This is a genomic window from Granulicatella sp. HMSC31F03 (assembly GCF_001807725.1).
Taxonomy (GTDB): Bacteria; Bacillota; Bacilli; order Lactobacillales; family Aerococcaceae; genus Granulicatella; species Granulicatella adiacens.
This window is the reverse complement of sequence record NZ_KV790873.1, coordinates 19903-41447: the sequence shown is the minus strand read 5'-3', so window position 1 is coordinate 41447 and position 21545 is coordinate 19903. Positions and strand designations below refer to the sequence as shown.

Here is a 21545-nt window from a genome sequence, read left to right as displayed (position 1 = left end):
TTATGAAATTACATTTAATCGAATCAGACAGTGTTTATAGAGAGCTCTTAACGCTTCCTGTAGATCAAAGAGATGCTTTATTCAAAGAAAAATTATTACTACCCTTCAAAGAAAAGTTCGCTATTCAACGGATTTCATTTGATGAAAGAATTCCATTCAATGTGATGACACTAATGGGGTATATGCACAAGATGCCAAAAGATTTATCTGAAGAAGACCTTCAAATGATCAATCAATTCGATAAAGAGTTTTGGGAGACTATTAAACAAGCCTTTAACCGTTCCGTTGAAAGCTTTACATCGAAAGGAATTTCATTAAAACAACAAGATTACTATGTTACGGCTTTACTAGGAAACGAAGCGAGTCCAATGATGAGGATTAATGAAAATTACAGTGGAGATGGAGGGATTCCAGGGTATATTTTCCTATCCCTTGTACCAAATGAATATACCATCAATAGAATTGCTTCTGCGATGGCGCATGAATGCAATCATAATATTCGTTATCAATTCGTTGATTGGGAAATGGGATCCTTAAAAGAAATGATTGTTGCAGAGGGGCTTGCAGAGAATTTTGCAGAGAAAATGTTTGGACAAGAAAATATTGGTCCTTGGGTCACAAAGAATGATCTTGAAACATTAAATACGATTATTAAACCAAAATTAAAAGACAGTCTTTCTATTAACAATATGCAAGAAGCAATGCCGTATTTATATGGCGATGAAATTACAAAGATGCAAGGTGGTAACCCAGTCGGTCTTCCTTACGCTTCTGGATATACTTGTGGGTACCATCTCATCAAGTACTATTTGAAGAAAACAGGGATTTCTATTGAAGAAGCAACACTAAAAACAGCAGATGAAATTTTAAGTCAAGTAGAAGAATTTTGGAATTAAAGTAAAAAAGAAAAGCAGTAGAAACCCAATCTACTGTTTTTTTTCGTTATCTGCATCTTCCATCAATTATAAAAAAATCCTGAGTAAGAAAAATAGTTCCCATTAAAAGTCCTCACATAACTCCAACTCAAACAGGACGTGATTGGTTCTTGAAAGTCCTAATTTCCGAAATGATGTCATATTCAAGTCATAAAACTCACGTATACTAGGCTTATGATTTTATAAAGAGGAGAAATTACATTGAAAATAGCATGGAATGAAATTAAATACCAACCAAAAAAATTTATTTTAATTGAGGTACTGATTGTTATCATGATGTTTATGGTCATTTTCTTGTCCGGTTTAACGAACGGCTTAGGACGAATTATTATGGCACAAATTGATACATTTGGAGACGTTCAATATATTCTCTCAAAGGATTCAGAAGGCGTGATTCCTTACTCAACTCTTACAAGTTCAGAACTAACGGAAATTGAAGACCTCCATCTAGAAGAGCAGACGGGGCTAGTAATTCAACGTTCTACGTTTATGAAAGAGGACGAGGAAGGTTCGCAAGATGTGACGTTCTTTGCAATGGATACGTACAAAAATTTAACGATTAAAGCAGAAGACGGTTATGTAGCGGGGAACTTATCCGATAATGAAGTGATTCTTGATGAATCGTACAAGGCAAAAGGAATTCACGTTGGGGATACCATTAAAGATAAGACTTCAGATATTTTACTAAAAGTAGTCGCTTTTGCCAAAGACGCAAAATATGGGCATAGTTCAGTAGCTTTCATTAGTTCTAAGACATTAGAAGAGATGCGTCAGAAGAAAAATCCAAATTACACTTGGCAACCACAAGCCATCATCACAAGCCAAGCGGTAACAGCTGAAGATTTATCAGAACAGTTGATGGTATCGAATAAGCAACAAATTATTAATAAAATTCCAGGATATACTGCAACCAATATGATTTTAAAAACAATGACTTGGGTATTATTAATCGCTTCAGCCGCAATCCTTGGAGTATTCTTCTACATCTTAGCTTTGCAAAAACTGAAACAATTTGGTGTGTTAAAAGCAATCGGAATGTCAATGGGAGAAATAACTAGAATTCAACTGTCACAAGTAGGGATTCTTTCTATTATCGGGATTGGCATTGGATTAGGTCTTGCCTTAGCCTTAACGCCATTCTTACCTGTAAGCATGCCGTTTTATATGAAAGCCGAAGATAATGCAGTCATTTCAGTTAGCTTTATCGTTATTTCGATTATTTGCGGAGCATTATCTCTATTAAAAATTAAGAAAGTAGATCCAATCGAAGTGATTGGTGGAAATGGTGAATAAGATGTCAGTGATTGAATTACAACAGATAAAAAAATCATACGCAGATGGAAATCAAATGAGAGATGTTATTTGCGACTTGAATTTAACCGTTGAACCACAAGAATTTGTGGCCATCCTAGGGCCTTCTGGGTCAGGAAAATCAACGCTTTTATCGATTGCAGGACTACTCCTATCTTCTGATAGCGGTCAAGTAATTATAGGGGGACAAAATCTTACGAATTTAAAACAAAGTGAATGGACGAAGAAGAGACTAGAGTTATTAGGCTTTATTTTCCAGGATCATCAATTATTGCCCTATATGAAAATTGGAGACCAATTAGAAGTAGTAGCAAAATTAAAAGGTGAGAAAGAAGCTTCAAAACGAAAAGAAGAAGTCAAAGGATTATTGGCAGAGCTAGGTATAGAGAATTGCTACGGTCAGTATCCAAATCAAATGTCAGGCGGTCAAAAGCAGCGTGCTGCGATTGCTCGTGCCTTTATTGGGAATCCGCAATTAATATTAGCGGATGAGCCTACCGCAAGTCTTGATCCTGAAAGAGGAAAAGAAATTGCGCAATTAATTCAGCGTGAAGTGAAGTCTAAACATAAGAGTGCTATCATGGTGACTCATGACCGTTCAGTACTTGAGTATGTAGATACGGTTTACGAGATGAAAAAAGGGAAGTTAGTTCGTCTGTAAGCATTTATGCTATAATGTTCCAGAAAGAAGGTGGAGCTATGTTTAGTATATTAGTTGCTGAAGACGATCATGCGATTCGCACATTGATTACGACCAAGTTAAAACAAGAAAACTACACGATTTACGTTGCTGAAAACGGAGAGGAAGCTCTCTCGTTAATGGAGAAGCATCAAGTCGATTTATTAATTTCTGATATTATGATGCCCGTGATGAATGGATACGCTCTTGTAAAAGCTTTACGAGAAACGAAGCATACTTTGCCCATTTTAATGATTACGGCAAAATCTCAGTTAGAATCTCTGGAAGAAGCTTTTAAGTTAGGCGTTGATGACTACATGGTGAAGCCGATTCGTTTAACTGAACTTGTTCTACGAGTACAAGCCTTACTTAGAAGAGCTCAATTAGAAACAGAGAAACTGCTGCTTTTTGAACATACAAGACTTGATTACAATGCATTAACTTTAACGGATTTAGAAAGAGATGAAGTCTATCAAATTCCTCGAAAAGAATTCTATTTACTCTATAAATTACTCAGTAATCCAGAAAAAATATTTACTCGTTTGGATTTATTGGATGATATTTGGGGGATGGAAGAGGACCTTGACGAAAGATTAGTAGATGCATGCATTAAAAGGGTCCGACAAAAATTTAAGGAGAATAAAGATTTTGAAATTGTAACGATACGAGGGTTAGGGTATAAAGGGACGATTAAAAATGGATAAACAAAAAGAAATACAATTTCCTCTCAGAAACTATTTCGTCTTCATGTTTTGCAGTGTTTTAGTGAGCACAAGTATTATTGGTTTAATGACTGTTTTTGTCCTAAAACACTGGTTTATGGTAGAGGTTAGCTTCCAAACATGGTTAATTATTTTTAGCCTAGTCATTATTCTCGTAGGGAGTCTTGCCATGTGGTATGGGTCTGTTCATTTAACGAAACCTATTTCAGAATTGAATGAATCTGTTAAGGCCATTTCAAGAGGAGATTTTAACCGTAAGATTCCTCTCAAGCATTATCCTAAAGACACTGCTAAATATCACAATGAATTGGCTCAGCTTTCTCAACATGTGAATCAGATGGCCGAGGACTTGAGACGTAGTGACGAACATCGATCTGCGTTTATTGCTAATCTTTCTCATGAACTGAAAACACCAATCGCTTCTCTTGTAGGAGTGAGTGACTTATTAGCTGACGAAAAGCTTGATGAATCTACTAGAAAAGATTTGACAGGTATTTTGCGTTCAGAGAGCCTTCGTCTAAGTCGTTTATGTGATGGAATCGTCACATTGACAAAGATGGAACGTGATTTTGAACCAAAGAAAAAACCACTTCAACTGGATGAACAAATCCGTCATGCTGTGATTTTGATTACGGAAAAGTGGAAGCAAAAAGAGATTGACTTGACCTTTACGAGTCAGCCCGTTCATTGTGTGACGGATCCAGATTTAAGCATGCAAGTGTGGACAAATTTGCTGGATAATGCGGTGAAGTATTCTTCGGATAACGTGCATTTAACGATTGATATCCAAGAAGAGAATGATACCGCTAGAGTCACGATTGCTGATAATGGAATTGGAATGAGCGAGGAAGATCAACGACATATTTTTGAACAATTTTATCAAGTGGAACATTCTCATGTGCAAGAAGGGAATGGCTTAGGATTAACGATTGTAAAAACAATTGTAGATCAACTGGGTGGAAGTATATCAGTTGAAAGCGAGATTGGAAAAGGGAGTACGTTTCAAGTAATACTGCCAAAACAATAAATTATTGAAGGTAAAATAAAAGATACCGAAATTCACTTATAAGTGAATTTCGGTATCTTTTATATACTGTAGAAAAGTTTATAATATAGAGCTAAAAAATCGAATGTATCAAAAATGATACATTTGATTTTTAACAAGTAGTAAATGCTTTTCTTAGTTCTGGATGGTTTTCCCAATCCATTTTTGAATAGCTAGTAGTAATCGTATGTTCTTCTGAAAAGAGAAGGACACGTTCAACGATAGAGGCAATTTGATCGAAATGATGAGAGGAAATAATGATGGTTTTTCCTGCTGTTTTTAACTCTTCTAGTAATTCCACAATGATGCGTTGATATTTTGGTGAGAGGCCGTTAAAGGGCTCATCAAACAATAATACGCTTGGATTCATGGTGAGCACACTAGCAATCGCCACGAGTTTCTTTTCCCCGCCAGAAAGGTGGTATGGGATCCGGTCTTTTAAGTGTTCGATTTCAAGGAGTGACAGTGTATCATTCACTCGTTTTTCGATTTCTTTTTCGGATAATCCGAGTTGACGTGGACCAAAGGCAAGTTCTTCAGAAACCGTCGTATTGAACAGTTGAATATCGCTGTTTTGAAAAATCAAACCGACTTGTTGGTATAAGTGACCAGCGTTACTTGGCTCTTTTAAGAATTCTGCATCTACATTCCAATCGTTAAATTGGTACTGTCCAGAAGAGAGAGGGAGTAATCCAACCAAAATTTTAAAGAGCGTAGATTTACCGGCTCCATTTGGTCCCATCAAAGCCACTGTTTCGCCTTTATCGATATGAAGGTTGATGTCGTGGATTCCAATATCTTCGCTGTAGTGATAATTTCCATCGTGAATTGTAATCATAAGCGTTCCTTTCTATCGTAGCATGGTTGTTACGACAACCAGCACGATTAATTCGAGTAATAATAAGACGTCCTCTTTCTTCCAGTGGAAAGGGACTTTATGTTTGGCATTCATTCCGTAGCCTCGAAGCGTCATGGCCTCGTAGACTTCTTTAGTGTGGTTTTTCGATGATAAATACAATAGGCCCAGAATCGATCCGAAGAGGCTGAGGTTGACTTTTTGTCCGATGGTTCTCAGTTGGACGCATTCGATTTGTTGCTGAAGATGTTTTCCAAGGATATAAGTGTATTTCATCGCGAGTTCGATCGTTTGAATCATCGTTTTTGGAAAATGCAACTGACGAAGCGCCTCAACGAGTTGGACACTTGTGGTTGTTGCTAAAAAGAGGGATAAGTTTAATACGAGAATACCCGTGCGACTAAGGAATAGACTGCTATTTTGGAAGCCTCTTAGAAGAATGCTTGGTAAGAGGATAATCGTTGTAAAAATGAGGACGCGCGTTAGTATTTTCCAGTGACGAAGGAGCGCCTCTCCAGGAAGAAAGGAGATATGTGCCAATAGGAAAATCGCCAAAATCCACAGTTGGATGGTGGAGTGGCTGAGTGTGATCAGAATGGCTAAACAAACAAAGTAAACGAGCCGCATTGAGGACGAAGATTTTGCCTTCAATGCGGGTGTCGTTTGCTTCATTTTGCCAAGGAGACGGCGCAATGAGTTGATATTCATTTGTAAATATTGATGGCTTTTTGAAGAGGTTGCGAGTGCTTCTTCTGTCTGTAGCCAATCAGGTAGTTTACGCATGAGATACTTTTGCTCCATTCATTGTTCGAATCATTTTTCCTAAAATATAGAAGATTAATAGTGCAGTAATGGCAGATAAAATATATCCAACTGCGATGTTTGTTCCAGGGATGGTGTAGTCACTGAAGAGTGCTTCGAATGAAAATCCATTCTCGATTCCTGCGGGAACATTAGTCATCATTTCAGCAAGTTCTTCAGATGACCATTCTCCAAAAGCAGTACCTTCTGCTAATAATCCTAATGGACTTAACACAACTAAGGCGATTAAGACATAGCGGATTTTCTTCACGAAAGAAGCCGTATTGACTGAAGTTGGTGTGTATAGTTCTTGTGGAGCAACTTGTTTTACGAAACGATAAATCACATAAGTAAAGAAGACTTCCACGGCACCGGCAATCGTTAAGTGAGTTGCCATCATGGCAGGAATCGTAACTGCTAATCCATAAGGGTTATACAGTGGCTCTCCTCCTTGAGTGGCAATGATTGGTTGGATTCCAAGTTCAACGGCTGTTAAAAATGCCGCCACATTGATCCCTACGTAAGAACCAACGAGAACTCCAGCTGTTTCATGGTTTTGTTTACGGAAGAAATTGTAAACGGAATATCCGACAAATGGCATTGCAATCGCCATGTTGAAAATATTTGCGCCAAGAGCAAGAATTCCTCCATCACCAAAAAGAAGTGCCTGTAAAAGAAGGGCGACGCTGAGTGCCAGACTCGCGGCATACGGTCCAATTAAGATTGAAAGTAACACGCCACCAACAGCGTGAGCAGTTGTACCACCGGGAACGGGGACATTAAACATCATTAATAAGAAAGATAACGAAGCGGCGATTCCAAGCATAGGTGCTAATTCTTTATTCTCTTTTAATTGAGCTTTTACTTTCGTAATGGATAATCCCACTACCGGAGCAGCAGCAACTGCTAAAACTGCACAAGTTGTTGGGCTTAAATAATTATCGGGTATATGCATAACAAATTCTCCATTCTGAAAAATAATTTCTGTTAACAGAATACCACAATCAAAAAAATGACTTCGTTACAAAATAGGTATAACAAATGTTACTATTTTGAATCACATTCTTCGATTTCTATCTCATTGAGTCGTATACTAAAGATAGAACTATAAAGGGGGACTCATTAATGGAATTTGTTCAAGAAAATCAAGCGTTTAGACATTATAATGCTGCTGGAGAAGTGGATGCTGAAATCACGTATACTCTGGAAGAAGAGGGAGTGATTGGTGCGGACCACACTTTTGTAGATCCTAGTCTTCGTGGACAAGGAGTAGCACGTCAATTAGTAGAACGATTAGCTGTGTATGCAAGAGAGGAAAACTTAAAAGTTCGCCCAATTTGTTCGTACGTAGTGGAATTATTCAAAAAAAGTACTGACTACGACGATATCAAAATATAAAAAAAGTTTCATTTTAAAAAAATTCAAAGTAAAATTCACAAAAAATTCAAAAGTAACCTCTATAATCTATTCATACCCAATAAAACACCTAAGGTTTACTTCTCCCAAATAAAAAAATGAACTCCCAACATTTTTTTATTAGTAAACCCTCCTAACCTTTTCCCGCTGTTCCCAAACAGCGGGTTTTTTGTTTTGGAAAAAAGGTGATTTATGCTAGTATGAAGAAAGATACAAAAAAGGAGATACTCATGAATCAAAATCACTATTATACACATCAACCAAATAGTAAGAGTCAAGAGAAACATTTTAGTTATGTTTTAAAAGGATTCTCTTTCCAGTTTGTTAGTGACAATGGAGTGTTTTCAAAGAATACCATTGATTTTGGAAGTCAGTTATTGATTGAGTCATATGAAGTTCCTTCTTCTTTTCAGGAAGGAAAACTGTTAGATGTTGGTTGTGGTTATGGTCCAATGGGTTTGTCTTTTGCAAAGGCCTATCCGAAGATGCATGTAGAAATGGTAGACGTCAATGAACGTGCACTCGAATTAGCTAGACGTAATGCTAAAGCGAATGGGATTGAAAATGTATCGATTCACGAAAGTTCGATTTATGATGCAATAAATGCGAAGGACTATTCTGTCATTATTAGTAATCCGCCGATTCGTGCAGGAAAAGAAGTGGTTCATCGTATTTTAGAAGAGGCGAATGACTATTTAATAGATGGCGGCCAACTTGTCATCGTAATTCAGAAAAAACAAGGTGCTCCAAGTGCGCAAAAGAAAATGCAAGAAGTCTTTGGAAATGTAGAGCGTATTGCTTTAGATAAGGGATATTGGATCCTTGTGAGCACAAAAGAGAAAGAGGATTGATGTATGGAAAAAATAGAAGGAAGAAGAAATAATCGAAACCAGCAGAAGAATCATAAGCCAAAGAAAAAATTCAACTGGAGAATCTTTTTGGCGTCGATTTTATTTGTGATTGCTGCCATCTTGTTAGCTGCGGATCCGATTCGTACATTCTTATTATCTAGACTACAAGCAGAACAGTCTCAAATCAATTCTTCGTTAACATTATCAGCGGTTAAAGCCAATGAATTACAAGAAGCGGAATTTGACTTTTCTAAAGTAGAACCGATTGATTTAAATCAAGTTTTAAAAGCCAATATGAAAAAAGGCACATTTTTAACACTAGGACAAATCGCAGTTCCAAGTGTGAAGCTGAATTTACCAATTTATAAAGGCTTAGCGAATGAAGTCCTTCTATCGGGTGCTGGAACGATGAAACCCACACAGAAAATGGGCCAAGGAAACTACGCGTTAGCGAGTCATAATTATTTCGGAGATATGACTTTATTATTCTCTCCGCTGGTTAACTTAAAAGTTGGAGATAAGATTTATACAACAGATTTAGAGTATGTGTATGAATATGAAACAACATCCGTAGAATTAATCGAACCAACACGAGTGGAAGTTATTAATGACCAACCTGGTGTTACAGAAATTACTTTAATTACGTGTGATGATTACAATGCGACAAAACGTTATTGTTTTAAAGGGAAATACGTTTCAAAAACTCCCGTTAGCGAAGCGAGTGATTCTGTAAAACAGGCATTCAACTTGAACTTTAATACGATTCAATAATAGAAAATCCCAATCTCTTCAAAAAGAGATTGGGATTTTTTTACTCATAAGGATATGGTTCGACGTGAATATCGATAAATGATATAGCAAATTCATCGTAAAGTTCTTTTTCAATAAACTCTGTTACTTGATGGCTTTTGAAAACTGTTAAGGCTTCGTCCATACACACCGTTAAGTCGATATAAATATTTGATCCATAACGACGGGCTTTGATTTCACAAATATCTTTAACTTCGGGATGACGTAGGATAACTGGAATATATTTATCTAGTTCAGTTTGGTCGAAACCGTCTGTTAATTGAAAGGCACTCTCAGAAAATACTTCATAAGCTGTGCGGACAATGAGAAGGCCGACTACGAAAGCCATGATATTATCGAGCCAGTGTAAGCCAAGAGAAGCAAATAACACCGCTAAGGCCGTCAAGAAACTGGTCATCGCATCGCTTAAGTTATCTTTAGCGGTTGCCTTAAGTCCTAGTGATTGAATGCGTGCTGCCAGGTTTTTGTTGTAGAAGTATACACCAATCATCACAATCCCTGAGAAGAATCCAATGACAGAAGAAATGAGTGAAGGAGCCTCCGTTACTGGGTTAAGGAATGCTTGGAAGGCGTTCCTGACGACTTCAATCCCGATGAAGAACATGATAAATGAAGTTGCAAGGCTCGCGATGGTTTCGAATTTCCAGTGGCCGTAGGGATGGTTTTCGTCGCTTGGTTTTTGAGATAAGCGTAACCCTACGAATACAAGGATTGATGAAATCACATCTGTAAAGTTGTTCCAACCATCGGCAAACAGGGCTTCTGAGTTGAAGAGTTTCCCAACGAACAGTTTTGCTGCGGATAAAAAGATATATGTGCCGATACTTAAGAGGGCTCCGCGTTCGGCTTGTTTAAGGCGATCCGTTGCTGATAATGGCAAAATTGTCATCTCCTAAAAATAAATTCGTTTATTATAGTAAAACTTTTGAAAAAGGGGTGCAACAGATAAAGTATACCTAAAAAAACTCGGTGGATAGTGCTGGAAATCAATTCTTGGGCCTTACGGATCATTTTTTATCATGACCATAATAGGATACCGGTGCAAGCCTTGGTCTTGCACCTTTCAAGCCTCAAAGAGGGAGTAGGAAACTAGTTTCCACTCCCTCTAATTCGCATTGAATATTATTCCCTATTATGGTGATGATAAAATCCGTAAGGCCCAAGAATTGATTTACTACGTATTCACCTTTGTGAAATGGAAAAGTGCAAGGAGTTAATGTGTGCTTCTCACTAACTTTTTAATTTGCGGACGATTATTATCATTACCATAATAGGATACCGATTCGAGTCTTCCTCTCTCATCTTTCAATCTTCAAAGTAGGAGTAATGAGCAAGCTCAAACTCCTACTAATTCATCTTGAATATCATTCCCTATTATGGTGATGATAAAATCCGTAAGGTCCAAGAATTGATTTACTAGCTATTCACCTTCGTGAAATGGACCGGTGCCAAGATGTAATGAGTGCTGCTCACAGATTTTTTGAATCGTTACGGATGATTATGATAAAATCCGTAAGGTCCAAGAATTGATTTACTACGTATTTACCTTCGTGAAATTGAAAAAGTGCAAAGAGTTAATGTGTGCTTCCCACTAATTTTTAAATTTGTAAAGGATTATTATAGGAGTGCTTGAATAGTTTTTTAAAGTTTTCGATGTTTAGTATAGAGACTTCATTATTTTTGTCAGAAACAATAGACGGAGTTTTGTGGATTTGTTATAATCGTTGTATTGAATGAGAAAGAGAGTGGTATCATGGCAACAGCATTGATCGTATATGCAAGTTTAACAGGTAATACAGAAGAGATTGCGGATATTTTAGCAGAAGCATTAGAAGAACGTGGAGTAGAAGTAGATGTGAAAGAATGTACTTCAGCACAAGCAAGCGAATTCCATAATTATGATATTAATGTTGTCGCAACATATACTTACGGAACAGATGGCGACTTACCTGATGAAATCGTTGACTTCTATGAAGAATTAGAGGAAGAAGATTTAACAGGAAAAGTATACGGAGCGCTTGGCTCAGGAGATACTTTCTATGATAAGTTCTGCCAATCCGTATTAGATTTTGATGCTCAATTTGCAAAAACAGGTGCCAAAAAAGGTGCTGAAAATGTCTTAGTAGACTTAAACGCTGAAGCAGAAGATATTGAACATATCCAAGCTTTCGCACAAAGCCTTGTTGAAGCTTTAGCATAATTGAAAATGTTGGCTACCTTAGACCATTCGTTTAGGGTAGCTTTTTTATTGGAGGAAAAGGATGTATTATACCGTACAACAAACTGCAGAGAATCTGGAAATCGAATTAGGATATCTCATGCATTTAATCCAAACAAAGCAAGTGAAGACGGTGGAAGTGGATGGAGAGGTACTCTTGAACAGTGCGCAGTTCGACTTCTTCTTGAAACAACGGGAACGTCTCTTAGAAGAATATCAAAAGTACTTGGATGAACCAATCCCAGAAGATATTGATATTAAGGATGAGGACTAGTCTTTTATAGCTCACTTCATAAAAAAACTCTGAAGCACAGCTTCAGAGTTTTTCGTTTTTGTTCAATTGGAAATTAATTAGTTTTCTTTTGCATATGCAGCAGATTGGGCACCTGCTTGACGACCAAAGATGATGATATCAGCAACTGCGTTACCACCGATACGGTTTTCACCGTGAACACCACCTGTTACTTCACCAGCTGCATACAGACCTTGAATCGCAGAACCGTCTTCTTTAAGAACTTGAGCTTTCGTATTAATCTTCAATCCTCCCATTGTATGGTGGATACCAGGAGCGATTTGGATTGCGTAGTAAGGACCTTTAGATAAGTCATGATCCATTGCTGTTTTACGGCCAAATTCAGCATCGTTCTTATCGGCAACAGCTTTATTCCAAGTTTCTAAGGTTGCTTTTAAAGCATCAGCAGGAACATTAATCTCTTTTGCTAGGGCTTCAATCGTGTCAGCTTTTTTCACTAGTCCACGTTTTTCGTAGAATTTAACAGCTTTAGCACGTTCAGTTAAAGCAGAGTCAAATACTAAGTAAGCATATTTTTCTTTTAATCCAATAATTTGTTGAGAAACTTTATCACGAGTTTCCATTTCATTATAGAAACGTTTACCATCTTGGTTCACAAGAATAGCACCTTCACCACGAACAGATTCAGAAATCAATGTTGAAGTAGATTGTTCTACTGTTGGGTGAATTTGAATATCTTTCATATCTACTGTAGCAGCGCCTAATTCTTTTGCTAAAACAATTCCGTCACCAGTAGAACCTTTTTGGTTTGTAGTAACAAAGCCTTTTAATTCTGGTTTGTATTCAGTAACCATTTCCATGTTTGCACCAAATCCACCAGTTGTTAGAACAACTGCTTTTGCAGAGACTGTTTTTTCTTTACCGTCAATAGTTACATTAACTCCAGTTACTTTACCGTCTTTTTCATTTACTTTTGTCACTACTGCATTGACGAATAATGGAATTTCTCTTTCAGAAACATTTCGTAATAATCCATTTACTAAATATTCACCAACAGCTGAACCATCAGCAGGGCGGTGAGTACGTTTTTGACTCATTCCACCAGTAGTTGTTAAATTGCTTAGTGTAATTCCCATTGAATCTAACCAATCGATGGCACTAGCTGAATTATCTACTAAGTAACGAAGTAGTTCAGGGTTGTTAGTTCCATGTCCACCTTTTAGTGATTCTTCATAGAATTTATCGTTAGAATCTTGAATTCCTTCTTTTTCTTGGAATTTCGTTTGAGAAGCATTCATACCAGCTGAAGATTTTGTAGTATTTCCTCCTGCAGTTGGCATTTTTTCCAAGATGACTGGATTTAAGCCAGCTTCTTTAGCTTGGATGGCTGCTGAAAGACCAGCACCCCCTGAACCAACGATGATAACATCGTAGCTTTCTTTTAATGTTGAAGGATCTGCGTATTTTTGAGCAGAAGCACTTGCAACAGCTTCAGCAGTTGTAGTAGTTGTTTCTTTGGCTGAAGACGAAGATTGTGAACTATTATTTCCGCATGCTGCTAGTAATAGTACGGAAGATAAAGCTAAACTAGCTAAAATTCCTTTTCTCATTTTCATTCTCCTTTGTGAAAAAATGTTTTATTAATTTCCTTTGATATAATAGCACAGATTTAAGAAAACCTCAATAAAAAATAAAGAATTGTTTAAGAAATAACAATGTGTTCATAGATATTGATAAAAATAAAAGATCATCTTTTTGAAAAAATAGTTGACACCGAGGACATTTGCGTTCATAATGAACACATCACTAGAAAAGGAGTTAAGAACATGGCAAATATTTGTATCGTATTAAAATTAAATACGCGTTGGCAAAGCCACTAGATACAGGTTGTTCTTAACGTACATTTGTACATGTAGATACAACCTTCATTGACGTGAACTTGTATCTATGTGGAATTTATCTTTTAAAGCAAACTCGACCACGTAGATCTATAGACTAGAGCTGACGTGGTCTTTCTATTTGTATGAGAGACTCGTAGTGGAATACGTAGTCTCTTTTTTTAATAGAGTTTGCAATATCATATTCAATTTTGGAGGAATTCATCATGAAAAAGAACAAAGGCATTTATTTATTCGGAGTATTATTAGTATTAGTAGTGATAGGAGCACTATTCTTCAATCAATCAGGAGACAAAAATAAAGAAACAAATACAACTAACACAGCATCCACACAAACAGAAACCGTTAAAGTTGGGGTATTACAATTACTTAGCCACCCAGCGTTAGATGCCATCTATAAAGGGCTACAAGACGAATTGAAGAACGAAGGATACGAAGTTGGTAAAAACTTAGAAATCGACCTTCAAAACGCGCAAGGAGACCAAAGTAACTTAGCCAGCATGTCTGAAAAATTAGTTTCAGGCGGAAACAACATCTTAGTAGGGATTACAACTCCTGCGACTTTAGCGTTGGCGAACAATACAAAAGAAACACCAATTATCATGGGTGGGATTACTTATCCAGTTGAAGCAGGCCTAATCGCAAGCGAATCAAAACCAGGAAACAACATCACAGGGGTGAGTGACCGTACACCAATCAAACAACAATTAGAAATCATGAAACAAGTTCTTCCTAACATGAAGAAAGTGGGAATCCTTTACACTTCAAGCGAAGATAACTCTGTGAAACAAGCCGAAGAAGCACAAAAAGCAGCGAAAGAATTAGGCCTAGAAGTTAAAGTATCAACAATCGCAAACACAAACGATATTCAACAAGTAACTGAAAGCTTAGCAAGCCAAGTAGATGCTATCTTCGTTCCAATCGATAACACAATTGCAAGTGCAATGGCAACAGTGGTTCAAGTAACAGATGCAGTTAAAGTGCCAGTATTCCCATCAGCGGATACAATGGTTGCTGACGGTGGAGTATTAGGTGTAGGTGTTGACCAATACCAAATCGGTGTAGAAACAGCTAAAGTAGTGGTGAAAGTATTAAAAGGTGCAAACCCAGCCGATACACCAATCACATTAGCAAACAAAGGTGTTGTTTATGTCAACGAAGAAAAAGCGAAAAAATTAGGCATTACAATTCCAGAAAGTATCTTAAAAGATGCACAAAAAGTAACACCAACAAATAAATAAGATAGTTTAGAAACGTTGATATGATAACGACTATATGATGTGGTGATTCATACACAATATGACTTAAACGTCATAATGATCGTTTCAGAGGAGGATTTTTTTCGAAATGGATTTAGTAATTTCTTCGATTTCTCAAGGGATATTATGGGGCGTATTATCCCTAGGGTTATTCATTAGTTTTCGAATTTTAAATATTGCAGATATGACGACTGAGGGGAGCTTTCCTCTTGGGGCTGCCACTTGTGTGATTTTGATTCAACAAGGCGTGAACCCATTTTTAGCAACGCTTGTAGCCATGATTGCTGGGGCGCTTGCTGGTGGAGTGACGGCATTTCTGATGACTGTTTGTAAAATTCCAAGTTTATTAGCAGGGATTTTAACAATGACGTCTCTATTATCCATTAACTTACGTGTCATGGGGAAAGCCAATATCACACTGCTTGGGCAAGATACCATTTTTAGTGTCCTTTCAAAACTGGGCTTACCAAAGTATTTTGACATCATCATTATGGGGCTTGTCGTGATTGGGATTTTAATCTTCTTGATGTATTGCTTCTTCAAAACAGAATTTGGACAAGCGCTCATTGCAACAGGGGACAACGAAAAGATGGCGCGTGCACTTGGAATTAACACGCGTAAGATGACAGTATTTGGCTTGATGCTTTCCAATGCACTCATCGCCTTAGCCGGTGCGATTTTAGCGCAAAATAATGGATACGCAGATGTGAACTCAGGTCTTGGAACCATCGTTATTGCTCTAGCTGCGATTATTATCGGTGAAGTGATTTTTGCGGACGAGTCTTTCGTGGGACGTCTTGTCTGCATCCTTTACGGATCAATTATTTATCGTTTACTATTAATGCTTGTGTTGTTACTCAATGTTTTCCAAGCAAATGACTTCAAACTCATCTCAGCAGCACTGATTGCTTTCTGTTTAACAGTGCCGCAAATAAAGAGCTGGATTCAGCAAAAAAGCACACGCCATAGAAAGGGGGAAAACTAAATGAGTATTGAAATTCAAAACTTATCTAAAACATTTTTCCCTGGAACTTCCCGTGAGCATAAGGCACTAAAAAACGTCAGCCTAACGATTAAAGAGGGAGACTTCATTACGATTGTCGGCGGAAATGGTGCAGGAAAATCGACTTTCCTAAACGCGATTGCTGGTAACTTTGCTTTAGACGAAGGAACGATTTCGTTTGGTGGTCATCAAATTGAGAATACTGCGGACTTTGAACGCGCAGCTTACATTAGTCGTGTCTTCCAAGACCTAATGCAAGGAACAGCTCCTCGGATGACGGTTGCTGAGAACTTAGCCTTAGCGAATCGGAGAGGTCAAAAACGTAGCCTCTTTAAAACGTCTTCTAAAGAAGAATTGCAACAATTCGAAGCCTTACTAGCCCCGCTAGGACTTGGCTTAGAAGACCGTCTTCATACAGAAATCGGACTCTTATCAGGCGGACAACGCCAAGCCATTTCACTCCTCATGGCAACGATGAACGCTCCGCAACTATTACTATTAGACGAACATACAGCAGCGCTTGATCCGAAAACACAGCGCAAAATTATGCAGAAAACACAAGAAACCATCGAAGAAAAGAACTTAACCGCGCTTATGATTACACACAATCTATCTGACGCGATTCATTTTGGAAACAGACTCATTGTCATGCATCGTGGCGAGATTGTACGCGATTTTTCAAAAGAGGAAAAAGCAGCATTAACAGAGGAAGAACTATTCCGTTTAATGAATGCTCTTGATGAAGCAGACTTACAAGGTGAATAAAATAAAGGAAGAAGTGAAAGAATTTTCATTTCTTCCTTTTTTTATGGGCAGACTTTGATATAATGAAAGAGAATAAATTGTAAAGGATGAGTGCGAGTGGAGTTTTGGAGTCATTTGAACCCTCGGAGATACCGAAAATCAGGGTATATTGCTATTGGCGCATTAATCGGAGTCCTAGCAGGAAGTGCGGTTAGTTTATTTAGATATATGATTGGCTTTATTTTAGAACAAGTAGTGACCGTCTATTCGTTTTTAAGAGAACAACCGCAATGGATTCCGGCATGGATTCTCTTTAGCCTTGTAATGGGGGTTATTTTAGGGCAGATTGTAAAGAGCGATCCTGATATTAAAGGGAGTGGGATTCCACAAGTAGAATTGCAACTTCAAGGAAAGATGGATATGAATTGGTGGTCTGTCTGTTGGAAGAAATTCGTCGGAGGAGCGATTTCAATTGGCTCAGGACTCTTGCTTGGACGTGAAGGTCCTTCGATTCAATTAGGAGCATCGGTTGGTCAAGGAGTAGCAGAGACATTTAAGGCAAATCGGGTACAGAAGAATGTGTTTATTTCCAGTGGAGCTGGTGCCGGCCTTGCTGCAGCGTTTAATGCTCCGATTGCTGGACTTATGTTTGTATTAGAAGAAGTTCATCATACCTTCAGTCCACTTGTAGCCGTGACAACTCTAACAGCAGCAATCGTGGCTAACTTTATTTCATTAAATGTCTTTGGGACACATCCATCTCTTAACCTTGGGAATGACCAACGTTTTCCGATGGAATATTATGGATATGTTGTCCTTCTTGGCATTGTCCTTGCAATTTTTGGATTAGCGTACCATCGTCTCACGTTAGCTTTGCCAAAGATTTACAAGACACTTTTTCCAAAAGTGGCACCATATAATTACTGTCTCATTGCCTTTATGTTGATTATTCCTCTTGGCATGTGGAATCCTCATGTTTTAGGCGGTGGTGGTGAGTTAGTATTAGCACTCGTTAAAGAAAATCATACTGTTCAATTTTTAGTGGGGCTATTTGTGATTCGTTTTGTCTACTCAATGATTTCATACGGAACAGGACTTCCTGGGGGGATTTTTTTACCGATTCTTTCACTCGGAGCTCTTCTTGGATTGGCATATGCGGAATTCCTCATTGAATTTTTAGGGGTAGACCCAAGTGTACGCGTTAGCTTTGTGTTCTTTGCGATGGCAGGGTATTTTGCGGCAATTGGGAAAGCACCCCTAACAGCTTTACTGCTTGTAACAGAAATGGTGGGAGGATTGAACCAATTAATGCCGCTTGGAATTTGTACTTTAGTGGCGTATATTGTGGCTGACTTCTTGAAGATGGATCCAATCTATGAGGTGTTAGCAGAACGTTTAGATAAAGAACATTCTACAACTACCAAAGGAGAACGAACGACTTTTGAAATTCCAATTATGGTGGATAGCCCTCTGGTAGAAAAAGAAATCCGAGAAGTGGAGTGGCCAAAAGAAATTATTATTGCAACCATAAGACGTGGTGCTAAAGAGATAGTGGCAAAAGGAGATACGATTCTTCTGTCTGGTGATATCTTAATCGTCGTGTGTGATGATGGAATAGTGGGGGCAATGACCGAACAAATGACAAAAATTGTAAGTGCCATCTAGAGATATTTCAAAATTAATGGTATACTGTTGAAAAGTTAAGAGGTGAAGATAAATGAGTAACTCAGGGAAAAATTTGCAAAGAACATTTAACCAATACGTCAGAAGAAACCAAGGTTGGGTATTTATTATTCTAACGCTTGTAATATTATTTTTATCAGTATTTATCTTCCGAAGTTTCTCGAAAACGACACCAACTCCATTAGAGAACTATCAAGATCAAATGACGAAAATGCAAGAACAAATTAATTCTCAAGCGGAGAAAATTCAACTACTCGAAGAGCAAATTAAAAAATTACAGGAAAAAACAAATTAGAATAAACACCTAGATACGATCATAAGAAGGTATCTAGGTGTTTTCGTTATTGAGTTGATCAAAAATATGATGTAATTTTTTCTGCAATTTATTAAACTTTATGTCGTTTGGTTTGTTTCCCTTTAAATAGAAGGAGTAAGGAATTTCTATTTGTAGAGCTTGAACGCGTTCTTGCTTTCCAAAAGTGGCAACAATACTTCCTCCTGAAAAAGGAGTATCTAAACGAGTAGGGAGGTTTTGTTCTTGAAAGAGAGCTTCGATCCTCTTAAGGGAATTCTTGTTGATAGAAGTCTGTTTCCGGCTCCCAAGTATCATTTCATGAGAAGGAAAAAGCAAATCATCATAACTATGTATATCTAAAAGAAAAACCTGCTGGTGAATGCTTAATTTTTGAGTTAATATCTCTTCAATTTTTTATAGTAAGGTTCGTAATAATCTTGAATCCATTGTCTTTGCTTTTGCTTTGAAGGGAAGTTTTTAAATAAAGGGACACCTTCTTCGTCCGTCCGTGGAATAATCGGTTGAATGGAGTGCTTCTGTGTCGGTTTAAATCGATTCACATCAACAATATATCTAGAAACCGTAGCTTTTATGATTGTATAAGAATTAGAATCGACTAATTCAGGAAGAAACCAATCTGTATGATTTCTTTTGGCATGTGGATTACAAAGAACTTCTATTTCTTCTGGAATATGGAGCCCACTATGAGGAATAGACAGTAAAAGAGCGCTGTTAGAAAGTTCGTTTTTAATATACAAAGATCCACCTACTTTCGATTTTCTAATAGTCCTAGTATAGCAAACGATAGGGAGATTGTGTATAATTGATACTAACTGAAAAGGAGTGAAATTATGGCTGAAATTAAATTAGTACCAAGAAGTGAAGTAGATCCTTCTATTACATGGGATATGACTTTATTATATCCAAACGACGAAGCATTTTATGCAGAGTTGGACAAACTAAAGAAAGAAATGAAAGCTTTCAAAGAAAAATATGAAAATAAATTAGGGGATTTAGAAGTATTAGATGAAGCGATTCGCCAATATGAAGCGATTGAATTAGCAGTATACCGCGCTTCTCATTATGCGGAACTCCCAATGACGGTTGACCGTTTGAATCCGAAAGTGATTGAAAATGCGACAGCATTTGAAGCAGTCAGCGTATCCTATGCGGAAAACATGAGCTTTGTGATGACAGAACTCATTTCATTAGAAGAAGCCTTCTTAAACCAATTCGTAGCCAAGAAGAGACCAGACTTAGCCTACTTTGTAGAAAAAGTGATTCGTCAAAAGAAACATACGCTTTCTAAAGATGCAGAACAAGTCTTATCAAACTTAAGTAGCTTACCAGGTTTCTACCAATTATATGAAGTAACCAAACATGAAGATATGCAATTCGAGTCATTTGAAGCGAATGGGAAGACACTTGAAAATAGCTTCGTATTATACGAAAACTTGCACGAAATGGACGCGGACAAAGAAGTGCGTCGAGCTGCGGCTAAGAGCTTCTACAAAACATTGAACGCGTATAAAAATACCGTTGCCAATGAATACATTTCAGAATTGAAAAAAGAAAAAATGATGGCAACGATGCGTGGTTACGATAGTGTCATTGACTACTTATTGGACGAACAAGATGGAGACCGTGAATTATACGACCGTCAAATTCGCATGCTGATGACAGACCTAGCTCCTCATATGCAACGTTATATTAAGTTATTAGCGAAAGAGCACGGCATTTCTGATATGCAATTTATGGATGCAAAAATCAACTTGGATCCAGAATTCGAAGTGGATATGACGATTGAAGAATCTCGCGAGTACTTGAAGAAAGCTTTAGGCATTCTTGGCGAAGACTATAAAGCGATGATTGATGAAAGTTATGACAAACGCTGGACTGACTTCCCACAAAACATTGGTAAGAGTACAGGTGGATTCTGTGCGACGGTTCCTAATGTTGCCGGATTTATTCTATTATCATGGACTGGTAAAATGAATGAAGTATTCGTGTTAGCGCACGAATTAGGACATGCATACCACTTCATGTCAACAGGGAAACATCAATCGATTTTAAACAATGAATGTTCATTATACTTCGTTGAAGCTCCTTCAACATGTAATGAAGTCATTGTTTCAAATTACTTACTTAAAACAAGTACAGACGCTCGTTTCAAACGTTGGGTGATCAGTAATATGATTAGCCGTACGTACTTCCACAACATGGTAACGCACTATATGGAAGCTGTATATCAAGATCGTATTTATAAGATGATTGATAATAACGAGATGCTGAACGCGGATGTATTATCAAATGTGAAAAAAGAAGTGATGCAAGAATTCTTCGGAGACAGCCTAGTTGTCAACGACGGAGCAGAATTAACTTGGATGCGTCAACCGCACTACTACATGGGATTATATCCATATACGTATTCAGCAGGACTTACAATCGGTACGGCAATTGCCAACCAAATCGAAGAGAACCCTGAACACGCTAAAGTATGGTTAGATACATTGTCTAAAGGTGGAAGCATGTCTGCAAAAGACTTAGCGATTCATGCTGGTTGCGATGTTTCAACAGATGAGCCATTGAAACAAGCGATTGCTTATGTTGGCCATTTAGTAGACCAATTAGAAAGCTTAACAGCAGAATTAAAAGCATAATCATCATAAACAAAAAACGCGCTACAACTGTAGCGCGTTTTTTTCTATTTAAGAGACAATCAAAAATGGAAGATATAACATAATAGAAAAGCATTTATATCAAGGT

General features: G+C 37.6%; 21 protein-coding genes and 1 pseudogene. 16 read left to right on the top strand and 6 right to left on the bottom strand.

Annotated elements, in window-relative coordinates:
- The first annotated feature begins 2 nt into the window (after positions 1-2).
- The 5 genes from HMPREF3106_RS09175 (at position 3) to HMPREF3106_RS09155 (ending at position 4674) form a co-directional block, all read left to right on the top strand.
- The gene (locus HMPREF3106_RS09175) at positions 3-896 is read left to right on the top strand and encodes a DUF2268 domain-containing putative Zn-dependent protease (RefSeq protein WP_070446071.1); all 894 of its coding nucleotides are present in this window, start codon (positions 3-5) and stop codon (positions 894-896) included.
- A gap of 240 nt (positions 897-1136) precedes the next feature.
- Entirely contained in the window at positions 1137-2228 is a 1092-nt protein-coding gene (locus HMPREF3106_RS09170) for an ABC transporter permease (protein WP_070446068.1), read from the top strand.
- Positions 2218-2907 (top strand): ABC transporter ATP-binding protein, encoded by a 690-nt coding sequence (locus HMPREF3106_RS09165; RefSeq protein ID WP_371327444.1) that lies wholly within the window; start codon positions 2218-2220, stop codon positions 2905-2907. Before HMPREF3106_RS09170 ends, HMPREF3106_RS09165 begins: the two co-directional genes overlap by 11 nt.
- A 38-nt stretch (positions 2908-2945) precedes the next feature.
- On the top strand, positions 2946-3629 hold the full coding sequence (locus tag HMPREF3106_RS09160; protein WP_070446062.1) for a response regulator transcription factor: 684 nt from the start codon (positions 2946-2948) through the stop codon (positions 3627-3629).
- Positions 3622-4674 carry a HAMP domain-containing sensor histidine kinase gene (locus tag HMPREF3106_RS09155; RefSeq protein WP_070446060.1) on the top strand — a complete coding sequence of 351 codons (1053 nt, stop codon included), beginning with the start codon at positions 3622-3624 and terminating at the stop codon, positions 4672-4674. Before HMPREF3106_RS09160 ends, HMPREF3106_RS09155 begins: the two co-directional genes overlap by 8 nt.
- 130 nt (positions 4675-4804) lie before the next feature.
- Here HMPREF3106_RS09155 and HMPREF3106_RS09150 read toward each other — a convergent pair whose 3' ends face one another.
- The 3 genes from HMPREF3106_RS09150 to cbiM are packed head-to-tail and all read right to left on the bottom strand — an operon-like array spanning position 4805 to position 7304.
- Positions 4805-5530 (bottom strand): energy-coupling factor ABC transporter ATP-binding protein, encoded by a 726-nt coding sequence (locus HMPREF3106_RS09150; RefSeq protein WP_070446057.1) that lies wholly within the window; start codon positions 5528-5530, stop codon positions 4805-4807.
- Positions 5531-5542: 12 nt separating this feature from the next.
- The gene (locus tag HMPREF3106_RS09145; protein ID WP_070446054.1) at positions 5543-6331 is read right to left on the bottom strand and encodes an energy-coupling factor transporter transmembrane component T; all 789 of its coding nucleotides are present in this window, start codon (positions 6329-6331) and stop codon (positions 5543-5545) included.
- Positions 6324-7304, bottom strand: a complete 981-nt coding sequence (gene cbiM, locus HMPREF3106_RS09140; protein ID WP_070446052.1) for a cobalt transporter CbiM — start codon at positions 7302-7304, stop codon at positions 6324-6326. Before cbiM ends, HMPREF3106_RS09145 begins: the two co-directional genes overlap by 8 nt.
- A 170-nt stretch (positions 7305-7474) precedes the next feature.
- On the opposite strand from cbiM, the gene HMPREF3106_RS09135 reads away from it, so the two are divergent.
- From HMPREF3106_RS09135 to HMPREF3106_RS09125, 3 genes are all read left to right on the top strand, one after another.
- Entirely contained in the window at positions 7475-7747 is a 273-nt protein-coding gene (locus HMPREF3106_RS09135) for a GNAT family N-acetyltransferase (RefSeq protein ID WP_005606929.1), read from the top strand.
- A gap of 248 nt (positions 7748-7995) precedes the next feature.
- Positions 7996-8616: a class I SAM-dependent methyltransferase gene (locus HMPREF3106_RS09130; RefSeq protein ID WP_070446050.1), complete on the top strand. Its 621-nt coding sequence runs from the start codon at positions 7996-7998 to the stop codon at positions 8614-8616.
- 3 nt (positions 8617-8619) lie between these two features.
- Positions 8620-9387 carry a class A sortase gene (locus HMPREF3106_RS09125; RefSeq protein ID WP_070446048.1) on the top strand — a complete coding sequence of 256 codons (768 nt, stop codon included), beginning with the start codon at positions 8620-8622 and terminating at the stop codon, positions 9385-9387.
- Positions 9388-9427: 40 nt separating this feature from the next.
- Here the strand turns inward: HMPREF3106_RS09125 and HMPREF3106_RS09120 are convergent, their stop codons facing one another.
- Positions 9428-10315: a cation diffusion facilitator family transporter gene (locus HMPREF3106_RS09120; protein WP_070446045.1), complete on the bottom strand. Its 888-nt coding sequence runs from the start codon at positions 10313-10315 to the stop codon at positions 9428-9430.
- An 864-nt stretch (positions 10316-11179) separates the two neighbouring features.
- On the opposite strand from HMPREF3106_RS09120, the gene HMPREF3106_RS09115 reads away from it, so the two are divergent.
- Positions 11180-11626 (top strand): flavodoxin, encoded by a 447-nt coding sequence (locus tag HMPREF3106_RS09115; protein WP_039849122.1) that lies wholly within the window; start codon positions 11180-11182, stop codon positions 11624-11626.
- A gap of 61 nt (positions 11627-11687) precedes the next feature.
- Positions 11688-11918: a hypothetical protein gene (locus tag HMPREF3106_RS09110; RefSeq protein WP_005606923.1), complete on the top strand. Its 231-nt coding sequence runs from the start codon at positions 11688-11690 to the stop codon at positions 11916-11918.
- A 77-nt stretch (positions 11919-11995) separates the two neighbouring features.
- Here the strand turns inward: HMPREF3106_RS09110 and HMPREF3106_RS09105 are convergent, their stop codons facing one another.
- Complete coding sequence (locus HMPREF3106_RS09105; protein WP_070446042.1) at positions 11996-13507, bottom strand: flavocytochrome c; 1512 nt, start codon at positions 13505-13507, stop codon at positions 11996-11998.
- Between the two features lie 494 nt (positions 13508-14001).
- Between HMPREF3106_RS09105 and trpX the strand changes: the two genes are divergently transcribed.
- The 5 genes from trpX to HMPREF3106_RS09080 all read left to right on the top strand — a co-directional run bounded on the left by trpX (position 14002) and on the right by HMPREF3106_RS09080 (position 18779).
- The gene (trpX, locus tag HMPREF3106_RS09100) at positions 14002-15036 is read left to right on the top strand and encodes a tryptophan ABC transporter substrate-binding protein (RefSeq protein WP_070446039.1); all 1035 of its coding nucleotides are present in this window, start codon (positions 14002-14004) and stop codon (positions 15034-15036) included.
- 106 nt (positions 15037-15142) lie between these two features.
- Positions 15143-16039 (top strand): ABC transporter permease, encoded by an 897-nt coding sequence (locus HMPREF3106_RS09095; protein ID WP_049555774.1) that lies wholly within the window; start codon positions 15143-15145, stop codon positions 16037-16039.
- A complete protein-coding gene (locus tag HMPREF3106_RS09090; RefSeq protein ID WP_070446037.1) occupies positions 16040-16822 on the top strand; it encodes an ABC transporter ATP-binding protein in 783 nt (260 codons plus the stop codon). It begins immediately after the preceding gene.
- Between the two features lie 96 nt (positions 16823-16918).
- On the top strand, positions 16919-18466 hold the full coding sequence (locus HMPREF3106_RS09085) for a ClC family H(+)/Cl(-) exchange transporter (RefSeq protein WP_083281655.1): 1548 nt from the start codon (positions 16919-16921) through the stop codon (positions 18464-18466).
- Between the two features lie 52 nt (positions 18467-18518).
- On the top strand, positions 18519-18779 hold the full coding sequence (locus HMPREF3106_RS09080) for a hypothetical protein (protein WP_070446034.1): 261 nt from the start codon (positions 18519-18521) through the stop codon (positions 18777-18779).
- A 33-nt stretch (positions 18780-18812) separates the two neighbouring features.
- Here the strand turns inward: HMPREF3106_RS09080 and HMPREF3106_RS09770 are convergent.
- A pseudogene (locus tag HMPREF3106_RS09770) lies at positions 18813-19537 on the bottom strand (N-formylglutamate amidohydrolase).
- A 93-nt stretch (positions 19538-19630) separates the two neighbouring features.
- Between HMPREF3106_RS09770 and pepF the strand changes: the two are divergent.
- A complete protein-coding gene (gene pepF / locus HMPREF3106_RS09065) occupies positions 19631-21439 on the top strand; it encodes an oligoendopeptidase F (protein ID WP_070446026.1) in 1809 nt (602 codons plus the stop codon).
- The last annotated feature ends 106 nt before the right edge of the window (positions 21440-21545 follow it).